The organism is Collinsella aerofaciens (assembly GCF_015555045.1).
GTDB classification, from domain to species: domain Bacteria; phylum Actinomycetota; class Coriobacteriia; order Coriobacteriales; family Coriobacteriaceae; genus Collinsella; species Collinsella aerofaciens_W.
Genome location: NZ_JADNJQ010000008.1, coordinates 1 through 17,414, shown reverse-complemented (window position 1 = coordinate 17,414; position 17,414 = coordinate 1). Strand labels below are relative to the sequence as shown.

11 protein-coding genes are annotated in these 17,414 nt (G+C 57.7%); 4 read left to right on the top strand and 7 right to left on the bottom strand.

The window, feature by feature from the left end; translation table 11 throughout:
• Positions 1–176 precede the first annotated feature (176 nt).
• The 4 genes from uvrC to uvrA form a co-directional block, all read right to left on the bottom strand.
• On the bottom strand, positions 177–2,117 hold the full coding sequence (gene uvrC / locus I2E45_RS04175; protein WP_324249326.1) for an excinuclease ABC subunit UvrC: 1,941 nt from the start codon (positions 2,115–2,117) through the stop codon (positions 177–179).
• Positions 2,118–2,123: 6 nt separating this feature from the next.
• Complete coding sequence (gene murJ, locus I2E45_RS04170) at positions 2,124–3,704, bottom strand: murein biosynthesis integral membrane protein MurJ (RefSeq protein WP_117848727.1); 1,581 nt, start codon at positions 3,702–3,704, stop codon at positions 2,124–2,126.
• 105 nt (positions 3,705–3,809) lie between these two features.
• A complete protein-coding gene (ybaK, locus tag I2E45_RS04165) occupies positions 3,810–4,310 on the bottom strand; it encodes a Cys-tRNA(Pro) deacylase (protein ID WP_006236166.1) in 501 nt (166 codons plus the stop codon).
• Positions 4,311–4,442: 132 nt separating this feature from the next.
• Complete coding sequence (gene uvrA, locus I2E45_RS04160; protein ID WP_138112013.1) at positions 4,443–7,322, bottom strand: excinuclease ABC subunit UvrA; 2,880 nt, start codon at positions 7,320–7,322, stop codon at positions 4,443–4,445.
• A gap of 193 nt (positions 7,323–7,515) precedes the next feature.
• Here uvrA and I2E45_RS04155 point away from each other — a divergent pair, with 193 nt between their 5' ends.
• The 4 genes from I2E45_RS04155 (at position 7,516) to I2E45_RS04140 (ending at position 13,638) form a co-directional block, all read left to right on the top strand.
• Positions 7,516–9,669: an LTA synthase family protein gene (locus I2E45_RS04155; protein ID WP_195444462.1), complete on the top strand. Its 2,154-nt coding sequence runs from the start codon at positions 7,516–7,518 to the stop codon at positions 9,667–9,669.
• A 145-nt stretch (positions 9,670–9,814) separates the two neighbouring features.
• Positions 9,815–10,645: an Mrp/NBP35 family ATP-binding protein gene (locus I2E45_RS04150; protein ID WP_006236172.1), complete on the top strand. Its 831-nt coding sequence runs from the start codon at positions 9,815–9,817 to the stop codon at positions 10,643–10,645.
• Positions 10,646–11,917 (top strand): NAD(P)/FAD-dependent oxidoreductase, encoded by a 1,272-nt coding sequence (locus tag I2E45_RS04145; RefSeq protein ID WP_195444461.1) that lies wholly within the window; start codon positions 10,646–10,648, stop codon positions 11,915–11,917.
• Between the two features lie 80 nt (positions 11,918–11,997).
• Entirely contained in the window at positions 11,998–13,638 is a 1,641-nt protein-coding gene (locus I2E45_RS04140) for an NAD(P)/FAD-dependent oxidoreductase (RefSeq protein ID WP_195444460.1), read from the top strand.
• Between the two features lie 65 nt (positions 13,639–13,703).
• Here I2E45_RS04140 and uvrB read toward each other — a convergent pair whose 3' ends face one another.
• Genes uvrB through coaE form a run of 3 tightly spaced genes read right to left on the bottom strand, consistent with a single transcriptional unit; the run spans position 13,704 to position 17,211 of the window.
• Positions 13,704–15,944 carry an excinuclease ABC subunit UvrB gene (gene uvrB, locus I2E45_RS04135; RefSeq protein ID WP_195444459.1) on the bottom strand — a complete coding sequence of 747 codons (2,241 nt, stop codon included), beginning with the start codon at positions 15,942–15,944 and terminating at the stop codon, positions 13,704–13,706.
• A gap of 51 nt (positions 15,945–15,995) precedes the next feature.
• Positions 15,996–16,577 (bottom strand): lytic transglycosylase domain-containing protein, encoded by a 582-nt coding sequence (locus I2E45_RS04130; protein ID WP_195444458.1) that lies wholly within the window; start codon positions 16,575–16,577, stop codon positions 15,996–15,998.
• Positions 16,570–17,211 (bottom strand): dephospho-CoA kinase, encoded by a 642-nt coding sequence (gene coaE / locus I2E45_RS04125; RefSeq protein WP_195444457.1) that lies wholly within the window; start codon positions 17,209–17,211, stop codon positions 16,570–16,572. Before coaE ends, I2E45_RS04130 begins: the two co-directional genes overlap by 8 nt.
• Between the last annotated feature and the right edge of the window lie 203 nt (positions 17,212–17,414).

Below are 17,414 nucleotides of genomic sequence, written 5' to 3'. Positions count from 1 at the left end.
CAGTATGTATCGGCGAGGTGAGATATCAGTCTTCGTCAACCCGCAGGATAGCAGGGTTTTCGCTTGGGTTAGTCAAACGTTTTAGCGTTAATAAAACCCGAAATCAGCAGGCAATCATGGCGAAATAAATGGTTGAAAATCGCGCAATCATATATATCAGTTGTTTAGGCTCGTGTTTAGCTATCAGAATGGCCAGCCGCCGCCTCGGCGCGCTCGGCATTCCATGCAACGAGCGCCTCGTGGACCGCCTTGGCAACATCGGCAGGTATGCCGCGAACTTTCGCGATCTCTTGCTCGCTCGCCGCGCGCAAACGCTTCATCGAGCCAAAATGGCGCATAAGGGCACGTTTTCTGGTGGGTCCCACGCCTGGAACGTCATCGAGCACCGAAACCGTCATGGCTTTATCGCGCAACTCACGGTGGAACGTGATGGCAAATCGGTGGGACTCATCGCGTACCTGTTTAATTAGATAGAGCGAAGCAGACCCGGTCGGCAGCACGACAGGAGTCTCGTCCCAAGGCACAAAAACTTCCTCGTCGGCCTTCGCCAAGCCACAAACTGGTATATCGAGCCCAAGAGCCTCAAGTTGCTTGATCGCAGCGGTCAATTGCGGCTTACCGCCATCGACAACGAGCAAATCGGGGCGCGAGCCAAAGCGCTCGTCGGCCATGCGCTCGGGAGCATAGCGTCGTCCCAAAACCTCGGACATCGACACGAAGTCGTTTGCCTCGTCCAATTCGGCCTGAATTTTAAAACGACGGTACTGGCTCTTGTCGGCGCGCCCGTTGGTAAACACCACCATCGAGGCGACCGTAAAGGTGCCATGCAGTGTAGAGATATCGAAGCACTCGATACGCAACGGCGGCGATGGCAGCGCCAACGCACTTTCGAGCTCCAGGAGCGCTTGATTGGTGCGGTCGTCAGCGTACCCCGTTCGCATCATGTAGCGCATGAGGGCATGGCGCGCATTTTTGGATGCCATATCGAGCAGACGGTGCTTTTCGCCACGCTGCGGCCTATGGAGATGGCAGGAACGCTCACGCTTGCCCGCAAGCCACTCCCCCAGCGCCTCCGCATCCTCAAGCTCGACGGAAAGGTTGACCTCAGCTGGAATATCAGCCGTCTCGTCGTAATAGCGCTTAAGAAAGCCCGACTGGAGCTCTTCCTCGTCAACATCAAGACCCTTGTCGAGAATGAACTCGCAGGTGCGAACTGTTCGGCCCTCGCGAACGACGAAGACGCAAGCGGCGGAGATGGTCTCCTCGCGATAGAACCCGATGACATCGATATCGACACTGGAGGGAAAAACGACTTGCTGACGATCGTCCAGACCCCTGATGACCTCCAAACGACGTTTGACGCGTGCCGCGCGCTCAAAGTCGAGCGCCTCGGCGGCATCCGTCATCTCGGAGGTCAGCTCATCGACGACATCCTTGCGATGGCCCGACAAAAAGCGCTCGACACGCTTGACGTTCTTGGCATAGTCTGCCGGGGAAATCGCGCCGACACACGCACCCGGGCCGCGCCCGACATGGTAGTCAAAGCAGGGACGCCCGTTTTGTGCGCAAATCATATTGACGATGTCTTCCTCGCCCTTGTGGGACTCGATGGTACGGCGACAACGACGCCACTCCGCACAGGATGCAGAGCAGATGGGGATAACCTTGCGCAGCGTATCTATCGTCTCACGTGCCGCACGGCTATCGGTATAGGGTCCAAAATAGCGCGTTCCCGGCTTATGACGCTCACGCGTGTATTTGATCGCGGGATACAGGTCGCCCTTTGTAATGGCGATAAAGGGGTAGCTCTTGTCATCCTTGAGGTCGACGTTAAAGTACGGATGGTACTGGCCGATCAGGTTGCGCTCGAGTACAAGCGCCTCATGCTCGGTTTCGACAACGATGTAGTCAAAGCTCGCCACCAGCTGCATCATCAGCGGGATCTTTTGACGCTCATCCTGCAGTGTCACGTATTGACGCATGCGGGCGCGCAGGTTTTTCGCCTTGCCCACGTAGATGACATCGCCCTTGGCATCCTTCCAAAGGTAGCATCCGGGCTGTGTGGGAACGCGCGAAACCTGCTCGGCAAGCGTTGGTATGTTGTCGTGACCGGCCACGCGCACCTACTTGCGACGAAGCAGCGCCGAGACCTCGGGCATCTTAAGGACGACGGCAAGGCCAAAGGTAACAACAAGCGAGGCGACACCCGCAACGCAAACGTAGCCAAGAGTAATCAGAATCGAGCCGCCAAGTGCCCCGACAAAGTGTTCAAGCGCCCACATGACGCCGGCGCCTGCGGCAGCACCTAGGCCACCGAGCAAAAGGCCAAAGAAACCGCCATGTAGGATAGATTTGACCTGAAGGCCACGCAGGCGACGACGCAGCCACCACAGCGAACAGCCGACCAAGATCACGTAGTCGACGACATACGAAAGCGCGATTGCCGGCATACCGAAGCCCAGCACAACGCCAAACAGCAGAACCGAGCCGGCCTGGCCGATGGCGGAATACAGGCAATAGCGGCTATAGGGCTTCATGTCGAGCAAGGCAGAGAAGCTCTTCTGCATCAACACGACCACGCCGTAGAGCGGCAGCGAGAGCGCCAGGTAGACAAGGTACTCGGACACCAGAGCCACGCCGGATTCATCGAACTTGCCAGCACAGTAGATCATATTGAGCGGACGTGCGAAGACAATCAGGTACAGTGCGAACGGAATCAGGAAGAACAGCATCTGGGCGACGCCACGCGAAATGCCCGTGCGAACGCTGTCGTAATCCTTCTCCTGTGCGTCATGAGAGAGCTCGGTATAGAGCGCCGTCGAAAGCGAGGCGGCAATCAGCGCGTAGGGCAGCGTGTACCACAGGCGCGCATAGGCGATGACGGAAGGACCCGTCTCGGGCTGGACCACCAGCGCGGCAGCGTTGGTGATAGAAGTCGAGACAAACATGCACACCGTGGCGAGCAGCGTCGGGATACCGAGCGCAATCGTCTGGCGCAGCGCGGGGTCCTTAAAGTCGATATGGATATGGGGATGCACGCCGTGCTTGCCAAGCGCGGGAATCTGACATGCCATCTGAACAAAGACACCGAGGGTCGTACCGGCCGCAATCAAGATGATGCCGGCACGTTCGCCAAACTGTGCGGACACGGGCGCAAAACCCATAAAGCTCGCAATGACGATCACATTGTTGAGGACCGGGGCAAACGTCGACCAGAAGTAGTCGCGGTGTGCGTTGAGAACGCCCGAGAACACCGAGCCCAAACCATAAAACAGAATCTGGATGGCAAAGAAACGGAACATGAACGCAGCGGTATCCATGCTGCCACCGTCACCCGAAAGGAACGATTGCGTCCAGATAAAGCCCGGGGCGAACACGGTCCCCAGCAACGAAATGCCACCCAGCACTAAAAGCAGAATGCCGAGCAGGTTGCCCACGTACTCGTTCGAGGCCTCGCGACCCTGCTCACGCCTCACGCCCATGTACACGGGCAAAAACGCCGTCACGAGCATGCCGCCCATCACGAGTTCGTAGAGCATATTGGGCAGGTTGTTGGCGACCTGATAGGAGGACGAGAGCAGCGACATGCCGATAGCGGCCGCCATTGCCCACGTGCGGATAAAACCGGTGACGCGAGACACGATAGTCAGGATGGTCATAAGCCCGGCAGAACGACCAACCGTGGAGTAGTCCGACGAGCCCATGTCGTCAGTGTCATCTCGCGACGAAGAAGCTTCGGATGAGGGTGTCTGAGGCGCAGATTCTTTTGCAAAATGAGCTCCGCGCTTCAATTCTTCCTGCGGCATCGCTCAGTCCTCTCTCGTAATCGCGGCAACCGTCGCCCCGCAAAATGCAATTAAATCATCGGGTGCAAGCTCGAGCTGATAACCACGCTTGCCTCCCGAAATAAAAATGGTATCCCAAAGGACGCATGTCTCATCAATGAGCGTCCGGTAGCGTTTTTTCATACCGACCGGGCTGCAGCCGCCGCGAACGTAGCCAGTCGCCGCAAGCAAATCCTTCACATGCATCATGGCCAAGGACTTCTCCCCCGCGGCACGCGCGGCGGACTTTAGATCGAGCTCGTCGGCAACAGGGATGCAGCACACGACATAGTCGTTGGACGGTGTCACGCAGACCAAAGTCTTAAATCCTTGACCGGGCTCCTCGCCAAGCTGCTCCGAAATCGCGACCCCCAGGCCCACCGACTCATCACCATCGTCTTCGTACGTATGTAGAACATAGGAAATGCCGGCGCTTTCCAGCTCGCGCATCGCATTGGTTTTTGGCGTCTTTACAGCCTTTGCCATGACATATCCTTTCCCTCGCATTCGGACGCAAAGATTAAGTATATGTCCAATTCGGCTGCATACGTCACTTCGACACAGCAAGCGCCATCGAATCACAAGGAGTCGATGGCGCCCATAAACTGAATCGCCTATTTATTGAGCATCAAGTTGAGCCTGACGCTCCCGGTCACGCCTGAGCAACGGCGCCAAAAACTTGCCCGTATAACTCTGCGGACAGTCCGCAACCTGCTCCGGTGTGCCCGAAACCACGACGGTTCCGCCGCCGTTACCGCCCTCGGGACCCATATCGATCAGGCGGTCGGCAACCTTGATGACATCAAGGTTGTGTTCAATCACCAGCACCGTGTTGCCCGCATCGACCAAGCGCTGCAGCACATCGAGCAGCTGGCGGACGTCCTCAAAATGAAGGCCGGTCGTCGGCTCGTCCAAAATATAGAACGTCTTGCCCGTCTGGCGTCGATGAAGCTCCTTGGCGAGTTTCACACGCTGCGCCTCGCCACCCGAAAGCGTCGTGGCGGGCTGGCCCAGGCTCACGTAGCCCAAGCCTACATCGTACAGCGTCTGAAGCTTGCGCTTAATCTGCGGGATATTCCCAAAGAAAGCCAGTGCCTCGGTGACGCTCATGTCAAGTACGTCCGAGATGGTCTTGCCACGGTAGGTGACCTCGAGTGTCTCGCGGTTGTAGCGTTTACCGCCGCAAACTTCGCAGGGAACGTAGATATCGGGAAGGAAGTGCATCTCGATCTTGATCTGTCCGTCGCCCTTGCACGCTTCACAGCGCCCGCCACTCACATTAAAGGAGAAACGACCCGGCGAGTAGCCGCGCGCCTTCGACTCCGGCGTACTCGCAAACAGCGCGCGAAGATCATCCCACAGGCCGATATAGGTAGCAGGGTTGGAACGCGGCGTGCGGCCAATCGGCGACTGGTCGATATCGATAACCTTATCGATACACTCGATGCCCTCGATTTTCTTATACGGACCCACAGGGCGCGTCGAACGGTGAATGGCATTCGTAAGGGCAGGCGCAATGGTGTCGGTAACCAGGGAGCTCTTGCCCGATCCCGACACGCCGGTAACAACCGTAAGCGTACCAAACTCGATCTTGGCGGTAACGTTTTTGAGGTTGTTGGCTCGAGCGCCCGTAATTTTAAGGCAGCCGCGACCGGGCTTGCGCCGTTCATCAGGCACCCGGATCATTCGTTTGCCGGTCAGATAAGCGCCCGTCATCGACTCAGGACAAGCCATAATATCGGCAGGCGTTCCCGCCGCGACTACGTGTCCGCCGTTGACGCCGGCGCCGGGCCCCATGTCGATCACGTAGTCGGCGGCACGGATTGTATCCTCGTCGTGTTCGACGACGATAACGGTATTGCCGATATCGCGCAGGCGCTCGAGCGTCTTGATCAGGCGCTCGTTGTCACGCTGATGAAGACCGATCGAGGGCTCATCCAGAATATAGAGCACGCCCATGAGACCCGCGCCGATCTGCGTTGCCAGGCGAATACGCTGCGCCTCGCCACCAGAAAGCGTCGCCGAGGCACGATCGAGCGTCAGATAGTCGAGTCCAACATCGACCAGAAAACGCAAGCGCTCCAGGATTTCCTTGACGATGCGCCCGCCGATAAACTGTTGGCGCTCGGTGAGCTCCAGGCCCTCAAAAAACTCGAGCGACTCACGGCACGACAGGCAACAAACCTCGTAAATGGACTTGCCGCCCACGGTGACGGCGAGCATCTCAGGGCGCAAACGAGCGCCGTGGCAGCTCGAGCACGGTTCCTCGCGAATGTACTTCTCCAAGCGCGCCTTGGTGTTCTCGTTCGTCGTCTCGGTATAGCGTTCGTACAGGATGTTGCGAACGCCCGAAAACTTGGTATCCCACTGGCTACGACGTCCGTCGAGCTTTTGGTAGTCAACCGAGATCTTCGTATCGCCCAGGCCATCCAAGAATGCACGACGTACGCGAGGGGGCAAGTCCTCCCACGGCGTATCGGTGCCCACCTTAAAGTGTTTACAGACCGCAGCAAAAATCTGCGGGTAGTAGTTCGAATTGCCAAACAGGCTACCAAAGACTCCGTCGGCAATGGACTTCGAGGGGTCCTCGATCAGCGCCTCGGCATCAACGGTTTTCTTAAAGCCCAGGCCATCGCACTCAGGACATGCGCCATAGGGAGCGTTAAACGAAAAATCACGCGGCTGAAGATCGTCAATGGAGTGTCCATGCTCCGGGCACGCCAAGGCCAACGAATACTCCAGCAGCTCGCCCTCGGTCCCCTCGGGAGCATCACGATCGGGCAGCATGTACACGTTTACATTGCCGTGAGCCAGCGCGGTCGCCTGCTCAACAGACTCGGCGATACGGCCCAGAGAATTCTCACGGATCACGATGCGATCGACCACGACCTCGATATCGTGCTTGAACTTCTTGTCCAGATCGATCGGATCGTCGAGCGAGCGCACTTCGCCGTCGACACGCACGCGGCTAAAGCCCTCGGCGCGAAGGTCCTCAAACAGTTTGGTGTACTCGCCTTTTCGCCCGCGCACCACCGGTGCCAGCACAAACGCGCGGCGGCCCTCCCCCGCCGCCAAGACTTTGTCGGCAACCTGGTCGGTCGTCTGGCGCTCAATGACGCGGCCGCATTCGGGACAGTGCGGGGTGCCCACACGGGCGAACAGCAGGCGCAGATAGTCATAAATCTCGGTTACGGTGCCAACCGTCGAGCGAGGGTTTTTAGACGTCGTCTTTTGGTCGATCGACACCGCCGGCGAAAGGCCGTCGATTGAATCCAAGTCGGGTTTGTCCATCTGGCCCAAGAACTGGCGCGCATAGCTCGAAAGGCTCTCGACGTATCGACGCTGGCCCTCGGCATAGATAGTGTCAAATGCCAGCGAACTCTTGCCCGAGCCAGAAAGACCGGTAATGACCACGAGTTGGTCACGCGGAATGGAAACATCGATATCACGGAGGTTGTGCTCACGAGCGCCGCGAATAACGATAGAAGAATCAGACATGGAAGCTCCTTGCCTCCTATTGCATCGAATCATACTGCCGATGAGTTTAGCGCACTCGACGCGCACAGATGTTCGTAATACAAGATTCGCAGACCTTTAGCTTTGCGTATCGGGCGCTTTGTTTCTCGAAATGCCGTGGAAAGGTTACAGTAATCTAATACTGAACTTAATTTGCTGTAACAGAGGAACGTCCATGACCGAAGATATCCCCCTTGAAATCACTTCGAGCGACATGGCCAATCTGCCCATATTCATCGCCGTCCTTATCGTGGCCGCCGTCGTCGTGCGCGTGTATTTTTCAATCAAACACAATGAAAAGCCGCCCATTGCCCGCGTCTTTTGGTGCGCGACGCTCCTCATCCCGCTCGGCGTGGTAGCTGCATGGATTACGAATCAATTGCTCGTAAATGAGGACAGTTCCCTATGGGTCCTTTCTTATTCGGCGCTCGGTGCTGCCGCCGTCATACTTCTTGTCGAGCCCTTGGTTTCGGGACTTATTGACCAAACCGATCTTGAGACGGGAACGGTTGCCTGTATTTGCCGTGACATCCTTGTCATCGCCGCTGTTTCAGCGCTCTCGTTCGTTTCACTCGAAATTGCCTGCAACGAAACGTTCTATCACATTCCCGCCAACTCATTCGGGTTTTCCGTCGGGCTGCTCGCGACGGTTCTGCTCTCCCTTTATCTGCTGGGACAGCGTCATGGGGGCGTCATGGCCCTCGTGCCCGTCGCCTGTTGCATCCTTGGCATTGCCGAGCACTTCGTCATAACGTTTAAAGGCGAAGCCATCCTGCCAAGCGATATCTTGGCCCTTGGCACTGCAATGGAAGTGAGCGAGGGATACGAGTTTACCTTTACCGCCGGAATCGTAACCTCTCTCGCCCTGCTGGAGATTTCCCTGGGGCTTCTTTCGCTTATCCGACCGCGAAAGCTCCGTACGCCCACCCATGTCTTCCCCGCAATCGCCGCTAACCTCTGCGCTTTTCTGCTAGTGACCGTTGTGGGGCTCTCGGGCTTTTCCAGCATCGACTTGGAGCAGGCGCTGGATTTTGGATTTGACCGTTGGCAGCCCATCACCACGTATGCGTCTCAGGGTTTTATCACTTCGTTCACCGAAATGGTCAACGAGTTGCCTATTGAGAGGCCCGAAGACTATACGCCCGATGAGGCGCAGAGCATCGAGCAGGAGCTCGCCGCCACCTACGACAGCACGTATGGCTCGAGCGAGCAGCGCGCGGCGGCCGTTGCCCAGTTCAATGAAATCAAGCCGACGATTGTTGCCGTCATGAACGAGAGTTTTAGCGACCTTTCGTGCTTTGAGCAGCTCCAGGCGGCCGGGTACACCGGCCCCGCATTCTACAACTCGCTTCCCGACACACTTGTTCGCGGCACCATGCTCGCTTCGGTCGCCGGTGGCGGAACGGCGAACTCCGAATTCGAATTTTTGACCGGAGCGACAACGGCCTTTGTCGGATTAGGCAAAATCCCCTATCAGCTATATCAGATGAATGGTGTCAACAGCCTGGCAAAGGACCTTAAGGAGCTTGGGTATACCGCTACCGCTATGCACCCGCAAAACCCCGTCAACTACCATCGAGATAAAATCTATCAGCAGCTGGGCTTTGGAGACTTTCTTTCGATCGGCGATTTCGAAGGTGCGCCCTGTTACCATGCCGGCGTATGCGACTACGCCACCTACGACAAGATACTCGACCTGCTTAGAACCGACGAAGCCCCACAGTTCATCTTTGACGTCACGATGCAAAATCACGGCGGCTACGACTATGGCACCGTTCCCGCCGAGGAGCTGACAAACTATTGGGTCGAGGGAGCCAGCGAGGGCGCCAATAGCGCGCTCAACACCTATCTCACCTGCATCAACGCATCCGACCGGGACCTCGAGTACTTTATCAACGAGCTCCGCAATATCGGCAGACCGGTTGTCCTTGTCTTTTTTGGCGACCATCAGCCGAGCGCCGCAACGACTCTCAACGACGAGCTGTACCCTCAGGAAGATACGGCAAGCCACGCTTTCCGTATCTATCAGTCGACATATTTTGTCTGGGCTAACTATGAAATCGCCGGCAATACCGAGCTCAACGTCTACGACACCGTCGGGGCAAACGAGGTTGCAGCCATTACCCTTAATAAGATCGGCGCCCCGCTCACCGACTATCAAAAGGCCCTGCTTGCAACAAGGTCAGATGTGCCCACCATCAATGTCGCCGGCTACCTTGGTGCCGACGGGCTGCGCTACGACTTGGAATCTGAAGACAGCCCATACGCCTCGACGATCGACAAGCTGCAGCGCATGCAATACCTCGAGTTCGCCAGCAAAGTTCAGTAAGCCCGCCCATTCGCTTGGGCCCATCGTATTGCAAGCACGCTCGGCCCAAATGCATCGCAAATGACTCCCGCTCGCAAACGAGGGTACAATGACGCTCGTGTCACATCACGGGGCTCCGGCCCCAACATATACAAAGGAGTCATACATGGGTTGCGAGCACGCACAGGCCGCCGGCGGACAAACGTCGCCGTCGCAATTTGAGGAGAACACGCTGTCCGAGGTCAAACGCGTCATCGCCGTGCTTTCCGGCAAGGGCGGTGTCGGCAAGTCGTTTGTCACCGGTGCCATCGCCACCGAGCTTGCCCGTCACGGCCACAAGGTCGGCGTCCTCGATGCCGACATCACCGGTCCCTCTATCCCCAAGATGTTCGGCATGAGCGGACGCCACGTCCATGCCCTTGGCAACCTCATGCTGCCCGAAATCTCCGAGCACGGCGTCAAGGTCATGAGCTCCAACCTTCTGCTCCAAAACGAGACCGACCCCGTCCTTTGGCGCGGTCCGGTCATCGCAGGCGCCATTAGGCAGTTCTGGAGCGAGACCTCGTGGGGCCCCATCGACTACCTGCTGGTCGACATGCCTCCGGGAACAGGCGACGTCGCGCTCACCGTCTTCCAGTCGCTGCCCGTCGACGGCATCGTCATCGTCACGAGCCCGCAGGACCTGGTCTCGATGATCGTCGCCAAGGCGGTCAACATGGCCGAGAAGATGAACGTCCCCATTCTGGGCATCGTCGAGAACATGAGCTATATCGAGTGCCCCGACTGCGGCAAGAAGATCGAGGTCTTTGGCAAAAGCAAGCTCCCCGAGGTCGCAGAGCGCTATAACCTCGACATCTTGGGCACGCTTCCCATTAATCCGGCACTCGCCGAGGCCTGCGATAAGGGCGAGGTTGAGACCGCGCTGCCCGATGGCATGTTGCCCAAGGCAGTCTCTGCCGTCGAGGCTATTACCCCGCACGAGACCGACGAGGCCTAAGTGAACACGAGCGCCTTCTATGACGTCCTGGTAATCGGCGGCGGGGCTTCAGGCCTCGCCGCCGCCATTACGGCCGCACGTGCTGGCAAAAGCGTCTGCATCGTTGAGCGCGATGTCGCCTGCGGCCTAAAGCTCCTTGCGACCGGTAACGGCCGCTGCAACCTCTCCAACGAATCGATTGATCCTCAGCGGTATAACCACCCCGCATTCGTCGAATCTGTCATGGGCTCCCAACCCGAACAAGAGCTTATGGGTTTCTTCTCCTCGCTGGGCATCATGACAACCTCCGAGGAAGGCCGGCTATACCCGCGCTCCCTTCGCGCAGAATCGGTGCGCGACGCGCTTCTCAACGTTTGCGACCGCCTAGGTATTACCTTAATCTGCGGAGCCAACGTTGCCTCGGCGCACAAAGCTTCCGAAGGCTGGACACTCCAAATAGACCGTCCAGCGCGGGCGCTCAAGGCAAAAAAGCACGACGACCGAAAAACGGAGCTCCGCTCGCTTCGGAAAGCGCTCGCCGATGTCCCTCGCAAGAACGAGGCCCTGGAGGCACATGCCGTAATTATCGCCACGGGTGGCAACCCCACCGGTATCGCCGATACGTTTAGCCTCCCCCTCACTTCGCTGCGCCCCATCCTCTGCCCCGTATCGGCAACGGTCGTCGGCGATCGGGCGGCACTCAAGACGTTGGACGGCCTGCGCGTCCGCGCCCGCTTGACGCTCGCCCGCAATCATAATGAGCTCTGGCACGAAGACGGTGAAGTCCTGTTTCGAGCCTTCGGCATCTCGGGCGTCGCTGTCTTCAACCTCTCCCGTCGTATCCAGCGCGGTGATACGATCCTGCTCGACGTTTTCCCCGACCTCTCCAAAGACGAGCTGCTCGATATGCTCAACCGGCGCGTTGAGCTGCTCGGCGGCTTTTCGCCCCGCGATCCCCGTTGGCTCGACGGCATGCTCGCCCCGCAACTCTCCCGCGTCGTCTGCACGGCGTTCGAGCGGTGCCATCCAGGCTCCAACGATGTCATCCACCTGGTCTCGATCCTCAAGCACTTTAAGTTGCTCGTTGAGGGAACAGCCGAGGAGCGCTCGGCACAGGTCACGCGTGGTGGCGTATCTGTCGAGAGTATCTCAACACCCAGTCTACGCGCGCGCAGCGTTGTCGACGCCCCGCTTTACGTCTGCGGCGAAGCGCTCGACATCGACGCCGATTGCGGAGGCTTTAACCTTGCGTGGGCATGGCTCTCGGGCATTCGCGCTGCAAGCAGCCTGTAGCCGCGCAGTCTATAATCAAAAACGCATTCGGGCTGTCTGGGATACCGGACGGCCTCTTTCTTGCCTCTAAGGAGACCTCGATGATCGAAATCACCCAAGTCAACGCTTCGCTCGATGAAGCCGGCGATGAAAATGCCTGCCTCATTGTTGGCAAGCGAGTCGCCAAGCGCGTCCTACGTTGCAAAGACTCCGAGATCAAGTCCATCGAGCTCCACCGCAAGTCAATCGACGCTCGCAAAAAACGAGACGTCCATTTTATCCTGAGCTTTCGTGTTGAGCTGACCAGTCCCCACCTCGAGCGAGAAGCGGTCGACAGCGTTTCCGAACGTGACCGCTCGCTCGTACGCGCGATAGAAGACGATGAGCCTTCATTCCCCTCCCCCATTTCCGACGCATCCAAAGAGCGCCCCGTCGTTGTCGGCGCCGGATGCGCCGGCCTTTTCGCTGCGCTCACGCTCGCCGAAGCAGGTCTTAAGCCCTTGCTTATCGAGCGCGGCGACCCGGCATTTCGCCGCTCGCAGGCGATCGACCTCTTTCTAAAGGAGCGCATCCTCGACCCCGAGAGCAATATTCAGTTTGGTCTGGGCGGCGCGGGGACCTTCTCGGACGGCAAGCTCAATACGGGAACAAAAAATCCCGCCCATCGCCTTATCCTCGAAACCTTCGTCGAGGCGGGTGCGCCCCGCGATATTCTGTGGGATGCCAAGCCGCACATTGGCTCCGACATCCTTCCCAAGGTTGTCACCGCTATATCCCAGCGCACCGAGCAGCTCGGAGGTGTCGTCCGTTATCGAACGAAGCTCGTCGACATTCGCACCGACGCGTCTGGCGCCATCACCGGTATCGATGTCCAATCGTCCCAAGACGCCGCTTACGAGCCAATCGAAACAAAGCACCTCATCCTCGCCTGTGGGCATTCTGCTCGCGATATTTTTGAGCTCCTTAAGGACCACAACGTGGCCCTCGCACAAAAGACCTTTGCCATGGGCGTTCGCATCGAGCATCCGCAGCGCGACATCGACCGAGCCCAATATGGAGCCTTGGCGGGACATCCTGCCCTCGGAGCAGCCCCCTACAAGCTCGTCGCCCATCTTCCCAACGGCCGCAGCGTGTTCTCGTTTTGCATGTGCCCCGGCGGGCAGGTTGTCGCCGCCTCTTCCGAGCAGGGCCACCTGTGCGTCAACGGCGCCAGCCTCAATGCCCGCGACGGACGCAACGCAAACGCCGCCCTGCTCGTTAACGTCACGCCTGAGGACCTTCCCAACGATGACCCGCTCGCCGGCATCGAGCTCCAGCGCGCCTGCGAGGCGGCCGCCTATCGCCTGGGCGGTTCCAACTGGAACGCACCGGCACAACTCGTCGGAGATTTCCTCGCAGGACGCGCCAGCAAGGCGCCCGGAAAGGTAAAGCCCACCTATCCGCTCGGTGTGACCTGGACGACAATTGACGAAGCCCTGCCGCAGCATATCGTCGAGTCGCTCCGCCTGGGACTTCCCCTACTCGGAAAAAAGCTACGAGGCTACGACCGTCCCGATGCCGTTCTTACCGGCGTGGAGACTCGTTCGAGCTCACCGGTCACTGTCACCCGAGACCGAACGTGCCATGCCGTGTCGACCCCGGGCCTCTACCCTTGTGGTGAGGGAGCTGGATATGCCGGCGGCATCATGAGCGCGGCCACCGACGGCATCCGTTGTGCCGAAGCCCTGATCGCGGACCTCTAACGCACGAATTCCAGCGCGCAAAAGACACAGGCCCCGAGCTCCACAGGGAACTCGGGGCCTGTTCGCTATTTCTTAAACCGTGCACCCTGGCGTTTTCTGCCCGATGCGAACGTGGAACCCTTGCGGGCCTGCGAGCGTAAGCGCTCGATCGTCTCGTCCTCAGACGCACCCTCGAGCATCGCCCGAATCTGAACGACGGCATCGCGCAGGCGCGCCGCCTCCTCAAAGTCCATAGCGGCAGAAGCGTTACGTATATCCTCTTCCATGGTTTCGACGATCCGCACAAGCTCGTCATGCGGCAGTTCTTCCAACTGCTCCGCAAGTGTCTGCTCGGGCGCCACCGTTTCCGGCACACCGCCCTCGCCCGACTCATCGGGCGTATAGAATGCGCCATGGCCAAGAGAGTCGCCCTTCGAGCGTCCCTTGGAGCCCACAGTTTTTTCGGCCTCGGCAATAAAACTTGAGATGTCGTTGATGGCCTTGCGCACTGTCTTGGGCACAATGCCATGTTCTTCGTTATATGCCATCTGAATCTCGCGACGGCGCTGCGTCTCCTCGATGGCCTCTTTCATCGAATCGGTCACAACGTCTGCATACATGATGACTTCACCATCGGCGTTACGGGCCGCACGGCCAATCGTCTGAATCAGCGAACGGCGGTTGCGCAAGAAGCCTTCCTTATCGGCATCGAGAATTGCCACCAGTGAGACCTCGGGGAGATCCAAGCCCTCGCGAAGCAGGTTGATGCCAACGAGAACATCGATCTTGCCCTCGCGCAGCGTTCGCAGGATCTCGACACGGTCCATTGTCGCCGTATCAGAGTGCATGTAATTGACCTTAATGCCTGCGTCGAGCAGATGGTCGGTCAGGTCCTCGGCCATGCGCTTGGTCAACGTGGTCACCAGCACGCGCTCCTTGCGGGCAACGCGCTCGCGAATCTCGTCCTCAAGATCGTCAATCTGGCCGCGAACTGGACGCACGTCAATCTTGGGGTCGAGCAGGCCAGTCGGACGAATAATCTGCTCCACATCGTTTTGGCTCACCCGCAGCTCGTAGTCGCCCGGCGTGGCCGAAACATAGATAAACTGGGGTATCCTTGCCTCAAACTCATCGAAACGAAGCGGGCGGTTATCGAGCGCCGAGGGCAGGCGAAAACCGTGTTCCACCAGCGTCACCTTACGCGAGCGGTCACCTTCGTGCATGCCGCGAATCTGCGGCACCGTCACATGGCTCTCATCGATGATGCAGAGCATATCCTTGGGAAAGTAATCGATTAGGGTAAACGGCGGCTCACCCGGCTTGCGACCGTCCAGATGACGCGAGTAGTTCTCGATGCCGTTGCAAAAGCCCATCGTCTCGAGCATCTCAAGATCATAATCGGTGCGCTGCTGCAGACGCTGCGCCTCGAGCAACTTGTCGGTCGCCTTGAGCTCCGCCACGCGCTTCTCGCACTCTTCGCTGATCGATTTCAGAGCCGCCTTGACCTTCGGCTTCTCGGTCACGTAGTGCGATGCCGGCCATACAGGGATGGCCTCGTACTCACGAAGCATCTCACCGGTGACCTCATCGATCTCGGCAATCAGCTCGACCTCGTCGCCAAAGAACTCAAACCGCAACGGATGCTCGGCATAAGGCGGATACACGTCGACAACATCGCCGCGCACGCGGAACGTGCCGCGTGCCAGGTCATAGTCATTGCGATCATATTGAATGTCGATAAGTGCATGGATAAAGTCATCGCGCTCGAGCGGCACCTTCTTGTCGACGTTTGGAGCCAGACCTGCATAGTCCTCAGGAGAGCCAATGCCATAGATACACGAGACCGATGCGACAACGATCACATCGCGTCGAGAGAGCAGCGATGCGGTCGCCTGATGTCGCAGCATCTCAACCTCTTCGTTAATCGAGGAGTCTTTCTCGATATATGTATCGCTTTGCGGCACATACGCCTCGGGCTGATAGTAGTCGTAGTACGAGACGAAGTAGACCACAGCGTTGTTGGGAAAGAACTCTTTGAGCTCGCTCGCAAGCTGAGCGGCGAGCGTTTTATTCGGAGCCATGACCAGCGTCGGCTTTCCCAGGGCCTCAATAGTCTTTGCCATCGTGAAGGTCTTGCCCGAACCAGTCACGCCCAGCAAAACCTGATAGCGGTCTCCGTCCCTCACACCCTGCACAAGCGACTCAATGGCTTTAGGCTGAGAGCCTGCAGGGTCATAGGGAGACACGACCTTAAACGGCACGTCAGAGCCTTCAACGCCAAAGCGCTTAAGTTCACCACCAACGCGTTCTACTTCAAATTCCGCCATGGATACTCCTAACTCATATATCTGCAGTATACGCAGGCGGCAGGCATAGTCCTATACGAACCGATCGGGATAGAGGGTCTTGTAGCGAGCCCAGGCATTATTGACACGAATCAGATACACCTGCGTCTCGGGAAAGGTAATTGCATTATGAAGCGACGTACCCTGCTGCGCCCATCCGTCGACATTGCCCATGCCGGCGTTATAGGCGGCGATGGCACTATCCGTCGACCCGTTGAAATAGGCGAGAAGATACGAGAGGTATGCGCAGCCAAACTCGATATTCGTAGCCGGATCGTTAAGATTGTCGGCCGAATACTCCCCTCCGTCGACAAGGCCCTTGGCAATCATATCCTGGGCAGTCTCGGGCATCAGCTGCATCAATCCCTGAGCACCCTGATTCGACTCGGCCTCGGGATCCCAATTCGATTCCGACTTAATGACAGCGCACACCAGATACGGATCCAGATTATGCGATATACTGGATTGCTTTACATACGCCTCGTAGTCAATCGGATACAGCGGCTTAAAGAAAGCGGCAGGGGCACACGAGTAGACGAGCGAAATAAGGCCGAAGACGAACACAACGGCAAGTGGCGCCACGCGATACCACGTAAAGAAACGTGCCTTAGGCATCGGCCTCCTCCTTATCCGGAGTATCTATAAACCCGTGGCATGCAAGCCATGAGTCAAGCTGCTCAAAGAGCGAATTATCGGCTGCCGAATTATCAATCACCGTTGTAGCGAGATTGCACAGCGCAGACTCATCGGGCTGGCAAGCAGAACGGGCATCGAAATCAGATGGCTCCATGCCACGTTGAATAGCGCGCTCGCGACGAACTGACAAAGGGGCGCTAATGACCAGAATTTCATCAGCCAAGCCAAATGCATCCTCAAAACCAGTCGGAGCTGAAACCTCGACCACCGCAAAGGGATAACGGGGAGATGAAACCGTACAACAAACCGGATCGAGAATCCTAAGCGAAAGCTGTTCAATCAGAACGGGATGCACGATGCCATTGAGCCGTGCGACCGAATCAGGAGAAGCGAAAGCTCGAGAAGCGAGGATGCTGCGGCGAATGCCGCCTTCCTCATCCAAAATGTCCCAACCGAATTCATCCGCGAGAGTATTGACGATATCAGAGCCCGGCACATACAGAGATTTTGCAAGCTCATCCAGATCGATAAGCATAGCGCCACGAGATTCGAAATAGCGGCAGGCCGTCGACTTACCCGAAGCAATATTGCCCAAGACAAATACGGTAAACATCAAGCCCTCCCTAACGCCAATGCGAGTAATTATCGCTCAAATACACTAGAAGGACTCAAAATACAGCCAAAGAGTAAGAGCGCATACGGGGGAGGTAGGTCCCAAAGCACAACGTGTATACAACGCAAGACGATATGAGAAAGCCATTTGGGTCGCCTCCCCCGCGGCGCAGCTTCTTTCCGCGGGCTCGGGATGCCACAATG